The sequence below is a fragment of the Rhodoferax sp. genome (assembly GCF_039922535.1).
Taxonomy (GTDB): domain Bacteria; phylum Pseudomonadota; class Gammaproteobacteria; order Burkholderiales; family Burkholderiaceae_C; genus Rhodoferax_B.
In genome coordinates this window covers 1-10,675 of sequence record NZ_JBDTEM010000001.1, presented here as the reverse complement: position 1 = coordinate 10,675, position 10,675 = coordinate 1, and the positions used below count along the sequence as shown (strand labels likewise).

Annotated in this window: 9 protein-coding genes and 1 pseudogene; 4 read left to right on the top strand and 6 right to left on the bottom strand. The window is 62.3% G+C overall.

Annotation, left to right across the window (positions count from 1 at the left end; translation table 11 throughout):
• From trpC to ABI213_RS00025, 6 genes and pseudogenes are all read right to left on the bottom strand, one after another.
• Window positions 1-240, bottom strand: a pseudogene (gene trpC / locus ABI213_RS00050) (indole-3-glycerol-phosphate synthase TrpC); the annotation flags it as partial.
• A gap of 54 nt (window positions 241-294) precedes the next feature.
• Window positions 295-1,041, bottom strand: coding sequence for a transglycosylase domain-containing protein (locus ABI213_RS00045; RefSeq protein ID WP_348025582.1), 747 nt, complete (start codon window positions 1,039-1,041; stop codon window positions 295-297).
• 4 nt (window positions 1,042-1,045) lie between these two features.
• Window positions 1,046-1,873 carry a shikimate dehydrogenase gene (gene aroE, locus ABI213_RS00040; protein WP_348008216.1) on the bottom strand — a complete coding sequence of 276 codons (828 nt, stop codon included), beginning with the start codon at window positions 1,871-1,873 and terminating at the stop codon, window positions 1,046-1,048.
• Window positions 1,874-1,901: 28 nt separating this feature from the next.
• Window positions 1,902-2,768 carry a TonB family protein gene (locus ABI213_RS00035; RefSeq protein ID WP_348008217.1) on the bottom strand — a complete coding sequence of 289 codons (867 nt, stop codon included), beginning with the start codon at window positions 2,766-2,768 and terminating at the stop codon, window positions 1,902-1,904.
• On the bottom strand, window positions 2,765-4,831 hold the full coding sequence (locus ABI213_RS00030; protein WP_348008218.1) for an RNB domain-containing ribonuclease: 2,067 nt from the start codon (window positions 4,829-4,831) through the stop codon (window positions 2,765-2,767). Before ABI213_RS00030 ends, ABI213_RS00035 begins: the two co-directional genes overlap by 4 nt.
• Window positions 4,832-4,862: 31 nt before the next feature.
• Entirely contained in the window at window positions 4,863-5,477 is a 615-nt protein-coding gene (locus ABI213_RS00025) for a YqiA/YcfP family alpha/beta fold hydrolase (protein ID WP_348008219.1), read from the bottom strand.
• A 121-nt stretch (window positions 5,478-5,598) separates the two neighbouring features.
• Between ABI213_RS00025 and ABI213_RS00020 the strand changes: the two genes are divergently transcribed.
• The 4 genes from ABI213_RS00020 to ABI213_RS00005 all read left to right on the top strand — a co-directional run.
• Window positions 5,599-7,164, top strand: coding sequence for a diguanylate cyclase (locus tag ABI213_RS00020; protein WP_348008220.1), 1,566 nt, complete (start codon window positions 5,599-5,601; stop codon window positions 7,162-7,164).
• Window positions 7,165-7,190: 26 nt separating this feature from the next.
• Window positions 7,191-8,345: a rod shape-determining protein RodA gene (gene rodA, locus ABI213_RS00015; RefSeq protein ID WP_348007594.1), complete on the top strand. Its 1,155-nt coding sequence runs from the start codon at window positions 7,191-7,193 to the stop codon at window positions 8,343-8,345.
• A gap of 86 nt (window positions 8,346-8,431) precedes the next feature.
• Window positions 8,432-9,904, top strand: a complete 1,473-nt coding sequence (tldD, locus tag ABI213_RS00010) for a metalloprotease TldD (protein WP_348025580.1) — start codon at window positions 8,432-8,434, stop codon at window positions 9,902-9,904.
• A 197-nt stretch (window positions 9,905-10,101) separates the two neighbouring features.
• The coding region (locus ABI213_RS00005; RefSeq protein WP_348025578.1) for a 3-deoxy-7-phosphoheptulonate synthase at window positions 10,102-10,675 on the top strand (574 nt) is incomplete at its 3' end.

Here is a 10,675-nt window from a genome sequence, read left to right as displayed (position 1 = left end):
GGCGATGTCGGCGGGAATGAAGTCGGCGCGCAGCACACCTTTGGAGGGGCTGGCTTTTTTGATTTCGGCGATGACGGCGGCTTGTCCGGCGGCAATTTTCTTGCGCATGGCACCCACAAAGTCGCGGGTCAGTACGCGGGATTCCGCGTCGGCACGCATGTCTGCCAGGGATGTGCGGCGCATCGCTTCGGCGATTTCTGTGCGCTTGACGGTGATGATTTTTTCGAGGATGTCAGACATGGATGGGCTCAGGCGGGTTCGGCGGGAATGCCTGCGCATTATCCATCCCGGCTATCAAGGCAGCTCTGCGCTCGACATGCGGGCCACGATGGTGGACGCGCGGCTGCTCAGGTAGCCGGAATTGGGCACCTTTTCAAAATACTTGGGCCGAGGCAGCATTACCGCCAGCCGGGCGGCTTCGAATGCGCTGAGGCGGGACGCAGGTTTGCGGAAATAGTGCTGGGCGGCGGCTTCGGCACCAAATACGCCTTCGCCCCATTCCACGTTGTTCAAATAGATCTCCAGGATGCGCTGCTTGTCCAGCAGTTGCTCCAGCAACATGGTCAGCACCAACTCCTGGCCCTTGCGCAGCAAGGTGCGCTCGCCCGACAGCAGCAGGTTTTTCGCAAGTTGCTGGGTGATGGTGGAGCCGCCAATGACCTTGGGTGGTTTGGGAGGGGCGTTGGTTTTGGCCTTGGTCGGAGCGGCCTGTTTGGCGGCACGTTCCTGGGCTTTCTCGTTCTTTTGCCAAGCTTTCTCCAGTGCTTCCCAGTCCACGCCGTCATGGTTGGTGAAGGTGCCGTCTTCCGAGGCGATGACGGCGCGTTTGAGGTTGTCTGAAATCTGGCTGTAGGGCACCCATTCCTGCTGCCAGCGCAAGGACTGGTCCGTGCTGGTCAGCAGCCGCCAGGCCTCCGAACGCTCAAACGCGGTGGATTGCGGTGCCACCACCAGCATCAGGGCGATGCGGCCGACAAAAAACAATTGGAGCGCCAGCGTGGCAAAAGCCACCAGCACCAGCCAGCGCAGCACGGGGCGCATGGTGTCAGCCCAATGTGGCGCGCAGCTCGGCCAGCACCTGGGCCGACGGGGGGCGCACGCCGCGCCACAGCAAAAAGCCCTCGGCGGCCTGTTCGACCAGCATGCCCAGGCCGTCGCGCGGGATGGCCTGGTACGTGCGAGCCCACTCCATAAAGCCCGCAGCCGCCGGGCCGTACATCATGTCCAGCGCCAGCGCACCGGGTTTGAGTACGCTGGGCGACACCGGCACGCCTGCACCGCTAAGGCTGCTGGCGGTGGCGTTCACCACCACGTCATACGGCGTTTGCACAGCGGCCAGTTCGGCGCTATCGACCAGCACGCCGTGCGCCTGTGCCAGCGCTGCGTGACGGGCTACCAGAGTCTGGGCTTTACCCAAGGTGCGGTTGGCCACGGTGATGCGGCGGGCCTGGGCGGCGATCAGCGGCCCCAGCACCCCGGCAGACGCACCCCCAGCGCCAATCAGCAGCACGTCGCGCCCCGCCAGGGCGACACCGGCATTGTTCTGGATGTCGTTCACCAGCCCTGCGCCATCGGTATTGTCGGCATGGATGCCGTCGGCGCGGAAGTGCAGGAAGTTGCTGGCCCCGGCCAGTTGGGCGCGCGAAGACTCGTGCTGGGCCAGTGCGGCCGCCTCAAATTTGAAGGGCACGGTGATGTTGCAGCCCAGTCCGCCTTCGGCGCGGAAGGCGGCAATGGCCTGCACAAAGCCGTCCATCGGTACCAGGCACTTGTCGTATTGCAGGCTGTGGCCCATCAAGGTGGCAAACCGGCTTTGGATCCACGGCGATCGGCTGTGTTCTATCGGGTTGCCCATCACGCAATAGCGGTCCATACACGTACTTTCTGTCTTAAAAAGGGGCTCAAGGCGGGGTGTCGACTTTGGTTTCCAGCGTCTGATTACGATTGAAAACGAATTTATATACCGTGACCAACTGGTCACCTTTGGCGCGCAAGGCATCGCTGAAAGCGCCAAAGGGCCCTGCTTTACGCACAATCGCTTCAGCGCGTCGGTCTAGTGTCCGGCTACCAGAGCTTTCGGCGATTTGGGTGGCCAGCACTTGGCCATCAAAGTTGATGGTAATAATCATGGTAAGCGTGCCATAGACCTTTTTGCCCGCCACCTCGGGAAAGTTCGCTGTCCCCTGGTCTTCCACCCGGCGGCGCAAGTTGTCGTAGTACAGCGCGAACACTTCTTCTCGGGTGGAGGGGCTGACGTAGCGGCGCTTGGGACGGGCGTTTTCTTGGTTGATGCGTCGTTCGACCGCTGCCAGCAGGTTCAGCAACTGGCGACGCTTTTCTTCCTGCGCGGCGGCATCGGGTGAATTGCTGGCTTTTTTCGGGTCAGGAGTGGGCAGGCTTGCCAACTGCTGGGTCACCTGCGCCAGCAGCATGGTTTGCTGCTGCTGCATCGCGTCTACCTTGCGCTGCGTGGCCTCCATGGTTTCACCAAAGTCGGTTAGGGCCGACGGCGGCAGCGGCGTGGTGGCGCGGCCCGCATCTGCCTCGCCGCCGCCTGCCAGCGATGCTTGGGCGATGGCCGTGGCGCGGTCGGGCGGGGTCGTGGATTTGGCGTTGACCAGAATCACTTCCAACGGCGTGTCCTGGAACACCCGGTTGAAGGACTCGGGGTCGACAAAGCGCAACGTCAGCAGCACCGCGTGCAGCGTGATAGACACCCCCAGCGCAAGCTGCAGGGCGGTGAAGTTGCGGAGGAAGCGCCAGCTCACGGTGCGGGTTCGGCGGCGGATGCGGCTTCGGGCTCGTCCATATCGACGGCGATGGCAATGGGCCCGGCGCTGGTGTCGTCCTCGTCGTCCTCGGCCTCTTCGGCTTGGTTGGCGGGAGCATCGGCCGCTGCCTCGGCTGGCGTGTCCAGCCGCTCGACCACGGTGCCGTGCACATCCAGCGTGATCTCGTCAATGTCGCCCAGCTTCACCCGCACCTTGGCGCCGCGTGGCGCATCGCCCATCACGGGCAGCACCAGCGGCAGGTCGTCGGCGCGCACCATGCCGTCCTTGAACACCGTGCCGATGATCTCGGTGGTGCCGTTTTGCTGCAGGTATTTCAGCGTCCAGAAGCGCTCCATTGCGCCCTGGTAGCCGTTGTAGGTGGCGTAGGCCGCGTCAAACATCGAGATGATGGAGAACAGGTCGGCATCCTTGGGCTTGAACGGCGCGGCCAGGGCGGCGGTTTTGCCGTGCCGGGCGCAGGCGATGATTTGCCACTGGTTGACCAGATCGGTATAGCGGCGCAGGGGCGATGTGCTCCAGGCATAGCTTTTGACCCCGATGCCCGCGTGCGGCAGTGCCTTGGTGCCCATGCGCACCTTCACGCCGGGCAGCAGGCTGGCCTGGCTGCGGTAGATGCCGGGTACACCGTTCTCGGCCATCCAGTTGCCCCAGGTGCTGTTGGCCAAAATCATGGCCTCAGCCACCATCAGATCCAGCGGCGCGCCGCGTTGGCGGGTGGTGATTTGCACCTGCTCGTTGCCTGCGGGCTCGTCGCCGGTCTTGCCGAGCAGCTTGAAGTTGTAGTCGGGCCGGTTGAAGTTCTCGGGCTTGCCGCGCACCACCTCGCGTTGCGCTTTGAGGTGTTTGGCCAGTTTATATAAAAATGATAGCTGTTCGCGCTGGATAGATATGCGCGGAATGCCAATTTCATGCTCAAAGTCTGGATTCTCTAGCCACTCCGCCGTGACCAGCGTATCGAGCTGGTCGTGGCGCAGATTGGCAGCAATGTGCACCCGCTCCAGCTTGGTCTCAGAGGCAGTGATCTCCAGGGTGGCTTCATCCAGCGTGACGTACAGCGACACGGCGGGGCAGTCGCGGCCCTCTTGCAAGGTGTAGTTTTGCACCACGGCATCGGGCAGCATGGTCAGCTTGTAGCCCGGCATGTAGACGGTGGACAGGCGGGCGCGGCCCAGTTGGTCGATGGCGCTGCCCGGCGTGATGGCCAAACCTGGCGCGGCGATGTGGATGCCCAGCGTCACCGTGCCACTGCCCAGGCCCTGCACCGACAGCGCATCGTCGATCTCGGTGGTTTGCGAATCGTCGATGGAAAAGGCCTGCGCAGTGGACAGCGGCAGCTCGTCCACAATTTGCGGTGCGTCCAGCGCAGGAAAGCCCGTGCCCTTGGGGAAGTTTTCCAGCAAAAACCGCCGCCAGTGGAACTGGTAGGGCGAGTCGATGGCCCCGGCGTGCTGCAATAGCACCAGCGGCGCCTTGTGGGTGGCGCGCGAAGCCTCCACCACGGCCTTGTATTCCGGGCCGTTTTTATCGGGTTTAAACAGTATTTTGTATAGCTGCTCACGCACAGCGGGCGGGCACAAACCCTGGCTTAGCTCCTCTGCCCAAGTCGCAATTTGTATAGCAAGCTGCTGTTTTTTCTCGATGGCGGCCAGGGCGAGCTGCAGGATCTCGGCCGAGGCCTTGCGAAACCGCCCCTTGCCTGCGCGGCGAAAGTAATGCGGCGCTTCAAACAGGCGCAGCAGCATGGCGGTTTGCTGTTCCAGCGTGGCGTTCAGGCTGAAATAGTCGCGCGCCAGGTCGGCAAAGCCAAAGTCGTCCTCGGGGGCGAATTCCCAGGCCATCTCTAGCTCGATGTCGGCGGCGACCCCTTGGGCAGCCTGCAACAGGACGGCGGGCGTGGGCTTGTCGAACTTCAGCAACAGGTTGGCGGCTTTGACCTTGACCCGCTTGCCACTGTCGAGTTCAACCTGCGCGGACGACTCCGCTTCGGACAAGATGCGCCCGGCCATGAATTTTCCGGCTTCTTCAAATAATGCAAACATGGGCTGAATTCTCCCATGCGCCGTGGCCGGTTTAGCCGGGCGGGGTTGCGGGCAGTAGATCCAGAAAGCGAAAAATGCCGTCAATGTGTGTGTCGAAGTCGCTCAGCGCATGGTCGCCGCCCTCCAGCAGCGTGGGCTGGGCGCTGGCGTAGCGGGCCGCCATTTCGTGCCAGTCCAGCACCTCGTCGCCCTTGGCAATCAGTACCCGGTAGCGTTCGGGCGGGGGCTGGTTGTGCAGGGTCAGGGTCTGCAATTCGCCGACGAAGGTGGGTTCGAAGAAAAAGCGCTCCTGCGGGTTTTGCCAACTGGTGTGCTCGCCGATGTACTCGGCCAGGTCCCGCGCCGGGTTGACGGCGGGGTTCAGCAGCACAGCCTTACAGCCGGTGTGCTCGGCCACCCAGGTGGCGTAAAAGCCGCCCAGGGACGATCCGACCACGGCCATCGTGGCCCAGGGCCAGTCCGCGACGCCTCGGCGCAGCATTTCGATAGCGGCCTGCGGCGAGGGCGGCAACTGCGGGCACCACCAGGTCACGCCAGGATGCTGGGTCTGCACGCGTGCGGCAACCTGGCGCGCCTTGGCCGACTGCGGCGACGAGCGAAAGCCGTGGAGATACAGCAGATGGGTAGCAAAATGGGGCGTAAGCATGCGAAGATGCTATCAAAATCGTATGCTCTGCATGCTCTCGCCGTTTGGATGCGATGGGTTGGGCCATTACGATGGCCGTTTTTGGGGGGCACGAGTCCCAACAGACTAACTACAAAGCGCCATGGCTGAACGATCCCCTGCTGAAATTGCGCGAGAAACCTTCAAGCTGCTCAGCGTCAAAAAGCTGCCCCCCACGCCTGAAAACTACCAGACGCTGTACCACGAGGTGGCCGGCACGATGGCGCCTGCGCATTTCCCGTTTGAACGCCTGCGCCTGATTGCGGCGGCCTTGCCTGCAAAAAACCCCGGCCAGCAAAAACAATGCGGGTTGTTGCAGTCCGCTATCAACCAACGCAGTTGGGACGGCGTGCAAAACGCGCTGGTGGGATATGCCGGTTTTGGCATGCTCAGTGTCGCCCCCAGCGGCAACTCGGGTTTTGGTGACAGTGGCTTTGGGTTGCCAGCCGCTCCCGCCAGCGCCCACAGCAACCCGGCGCTGACCCCCGAGTTCATGGAGCAAATCGCCCGCCTGATCGACAACGCCTTGCCGGCTTTGGGCACCGACGACCCGCGTTTTCTGGAGCAAGCCCGCGAGTTGCTGGCGTTCATCCGCCAGCCGGTGCCGGATTTGCCGCGCACTAAAACCATGCTGGCCAATTTCACCCACCGGCTGTCGTTCACGGCCGAAGACCAGTCCGAGATCAAAACCGCCTTGCTGCAACTGCTGCACCTGGTGTTTACCAATATTGGCGAGCTGTGCCTGGACGACCAATGGCTGCGTGGCCAGATCGACGCGCTGGTGGTGGCATCTACCCCGCCCCTGAGCCTGCGCCGCCTGGACGATGTGCAGCGGCGGCTGGTGGACGTGATCGCCAAGCAGTCCGAAGCCAAGGCGCGCGCCTTGGAAGCCCAAACGCAAATGCGCCAGCTGCTAGCCGCGTTTGTGGACCGTTTGTCGCTGATGGGCGAATCCAGCGGCATTTACCACAGCAAAATTGAAGAATGCGCGCGCCAGATCGAGCAGGTGCAGACCATTGAGGAACTGGGTCCGGTGCTGCAAACCGCCCTCAGCGCCACCCGCAGCATGGCGCTGGACACGCAAAACTCGCGCGACCAGCTCCAGGCCATGCGCGAAAAAACCGCCCAGGCCGAGTCCGAAATCAGCAAATTGCACCTGGAGCTGGACCGCGTCAGCGCCCAGGCCCGGCACGACCCACTGACCGGGGCCCTCAACCGCCGCGGCATGGACGAGGCTATCCAGCGCGAAATCGCCAATGCCAAGCGCAAGGGCACGCCTTTGTGCCTGGCGCTGCTGGACATCGACAACTTCAAAAAGCTCAATGACGACATGGGCCACGAGGCTGGCGATGAGGCCCTGACCCACCTGGCCAATATCACCCGCGAATCCATGCGGCCGCAAGACACCCTGGCCCGCTACGGAGGCGAAGAATTTGTCATCGTGCTGCCGGACACCTTGCTGGAGCTGGGCGTCGTAGCCCTGACCCGGCTGCAGCGCGAGCTGACCAAGAAATTCTTTTTGCGTGAGAACCAGAAGGTGATGATCACCTTCAGCGCCGGCGTGGCGCAGCTGGCTACCGACGAGTCGGGCAGCGACTGCATCAAACGCGCCGACCAGGCCATGTACCTAGCCAAGCGCAACGGCAAGAACCGCGTCCTGGCGGGCTAGCCGCTTGCAGCCGCGATAATCGCGGGATGTCTGTTGTCTTTGAAAAACCTCCGCTATGGCAGCGCGTTGGGCCGCTGTTTCGCGGCTTTGACGGTCCGCTGGCGTTTGCCGTATTCATGCTGGTGTGTGCGGGCTTGCTCACCATGTATTCCTCGGGCTACGACCACGGCACGCGCTTTGTGGACCATGGTCGCAATATGCTGCTGGCGGGGGCTATTCTGTTTGTGGTGGCGCAAATCCCGCCGCAGAGGCTCATGGCGTTTGCCGTTCCGCTGTACACCTTGGGGGTGGCTTTGCTGATTGCGGTGGCCATTTTTGGCATCACCAAAAAGGGGGCTCGGCGCTGGCTTAACCTGGGCATCACCATCCAGCCCAGTGAAATTCTCAAAATCGCCATGCCCTTGATGCTGTCCTGGTGGTTCCAGCGGCGCGAAGGACAGTTGCGGCCACTGGACTTTTTGGTGGGGGGGCTGCTGCTGGCGGTGCCGGTGGCGCTGATCGTCAAGCAGCCGGACCTGGGCACGGCGATTCTGGTGATGACCACCGGTCTGTCGGTGCTGTTTTTTGCCGGGTTGAGCTGGAAACTCATCGTGCCGCCGGTGCTGCTGGGCCTGGTCGCCATCGGTTTGGTTGTGTGGAACGAACCCGCGCTGTGCGCCGACGGCGTGCGCTGGGTGGTGTTGCACGACTACCAGCAGCAGCGCATCTGCACCCTGATGGACCCCAGCCGCGACCCGTTGGGCAAGGGCTTTCACATCATCCAAGGCATGATCGCCATTGGTTCTGGCGGGGTGCTGGGCAAGGGCTTCATGCAAGGCACGCAAACCCACCTGGAATTCATCCCTGAGCGCACCACTGACTTTATTTTTGCCGCCTTTTCCGAAGAGTTCGGCCTGATTGGCAACCTGCTGCTGATCACCGGGTTTTTGTTTCTGGTACTGCGCGGGCTGGTGATCGCCATGGACGCGCCGACCCTGTTCTCGCGCCTGCTGGCGGGCAGCGTGACCTTGATCTTCTTTACCTATGCCTTCGTCAATATGGGCATGGTCAGCGGCATCTTGCCGGTGGTCGGCGTGCCTCTGCCCTTTATCAGCTACGGTGGCACGGCCATGGTGACGCTGGGGCTGGGGCTGGGCATTCTGATGTCGATCGCCAAAGCCCGGCGGTTGGTGCAATCCTGAAGCCTTGCGGGACAGACCAAGAGCCACACGAAGTGGGCTTTGCTCTGTCCTCAACCGATGGGAGTGATGCGGCCTAAAATGCTTGGATGATCTCTCGCGAACCCACCCTCGAACGTCTTGCCATTGCCCAATCGCTACTGCTGGAGCCTTTTGGCCTGACACCCGCCCACCTGAGCCGCGCGCTGGCCGAAATCACCGCACACAAGGTGGACGATGCCGACCTGTACTTCCAGTACACCCGCAGCGAGGGCTGGAGCCTGGAGGAGGGTATCGTCAAAACCGGCTCCTTCAGCATCGACCACGGCGTGGGCGTGCGGGCCGTCAGCGGCGAGAAAACTGCTTTTGCTTACTCCGACGATATCTCGGAAGCGGCCTTGCTGGATGCCGCCCGTACTGTGCGGTCTATTTCGGCTGCAGCGCAGAACAAGCGTGCGAAGGTGGCTACACAAAAAATAGCAAAAAGCCGCAGCTTGTACCTGGGCGTAGATCCCATCGCCACGCTGGACAGCACCGCCAAAGTCAAGTTGTTGGAGCGGGTGGAAAAGCTCGCCCGGGCCAAAGACCCGCGCGTGGCCCAGGTGATGGCCGGGCTGGCCGCTGAATACGATGTGGTGATGGTCGCCCGTGCCGACGGCACCCTGGCGGCCGATGTGCGCCCCTTGGTGCGCCTCAGCGTCACGGTGATTGCCGAGGCCACCGTCAAAGGCGTGGTGCGCCGCGAAGTCGGTTCGGGCGGCGGCGGCGGGCGCTTCGGCCTGGCCTATTTCGACGATGCGATGCTCAACGAATATGTGGATGCCGCCGTGCACGCCGCGTTGACCAACCTCGAATCCCGCCCGGCCCCGGCCGGTGTGATGACCGTGGTGCTGGGCTCCGGCTGGCCGGGCATTCTGTTGCACGAAGCCATCGGCCACGGGCTGGAGGGCGACTTCAACCGCAAAGGCTCCAGCGCCTTCAGCGGCCGCATTGGCCAGCGCGTTGCCGCCAAGGGGGTGACCGTGTTGGACGACGGCACTATTCAAGACCGCCGCGGCTCGTTGAATGTGGACGACGAAGGCTGTGCCAGCCAGCGCAATGTACTGATCGAAGACGGCATCTTGAAGGGCTACATCCAGGACGCGATGAACGCCCGGCTGATAGGCGTCAAGCCCACCGGCAACGGCCGCCGCGAGAGCTATGCCCACATTCCCATGCCGCGCATGACCAACACCTACATGCTGGGGGGCGACAAAGACCCGCAGGAAATCATTGGCAGCATCAAAAAAGGCCTGTACGCCAGCAACTTTGGCGGCGGCCAGGTGGACATCACCTCGGGCAAGTTTGTGTTCTCGGCCAGTGAAGCCTACTGGGTGGAAAACGGCAAGATCCAGTACCCGGTCAAGGGTGCGACCATCGTCGGCAGCGGCCCCGAGTGCCTGAAGAAGGTCAGCATGATTGGCAACGACATGAAGCTCGATCCCGGTGTGGGCACCTGCGGCAAAGAAGGCCAGAGCGTGCCGGTAGGCGTGGGCCAGCCCACCCTGCGCATTGATGGCCTGACCGTGGGCGGCACCGCCTAAGCCGTCTGTGTTACATTGAAAAGCTATGCATCAAAGCGTGTTTGCCTACTTTTACTTTTGGTTCTCGGTCCCCGGCGGATGAGAGGCTAAGTTGTAGACAAGCAAGCCCTTCATAAAAACCGCCGGAGCCTCAAGCTCTCAGGCGGTTTTTTTTCGTCCCCCTTTCTCTTTTTATACAAAACCCACAGGAGCAGCCCATGAATGCCAAGACCCACCCCACCAGCGACAACTGGTATGCGAGCGTCGAAAAAACCAGCAAAACCGACGACGAACGCATCAAGGACATCACCGTGCTACCCCCTCCAGAACACCTCATCCGCTTCTTCCCTATCAGCGGCACGTCGGTCGAGACTTTGATTTCCGATACCCGCAAAAACATCCACAACATCATGGCGGGCACCGACGACCGTCTGCTGGTGGTGATTGGCCCGTGCTCCATCCATGACCCGGCGGCCGCCCTGGACTACGCCCGCCGCCTGATGGTGCAGCGCGAAAAGTACGCTGACACGCTCGAGATCGTGATGCGCGTCTACTTCGAAAAGCCCCGCACCACGGTGGGCTGGAAGGGGCTGATCAACGATCCCTACCTCGATGAAACCTACCGCATAGACGAAGGTCTGCGTATCGCCCGCCAGTTGTTGATCGACATCAATCGCTTAGGCCTGCCTGCGGGGAGTGAGTTTTTGGACGTCATTTCGCCCCAGTACATTGGCGACCTGATTTCCTGGGGCGCGATCGGCGCGCGTACCACCGAAAGCCAAGTGCACCGCG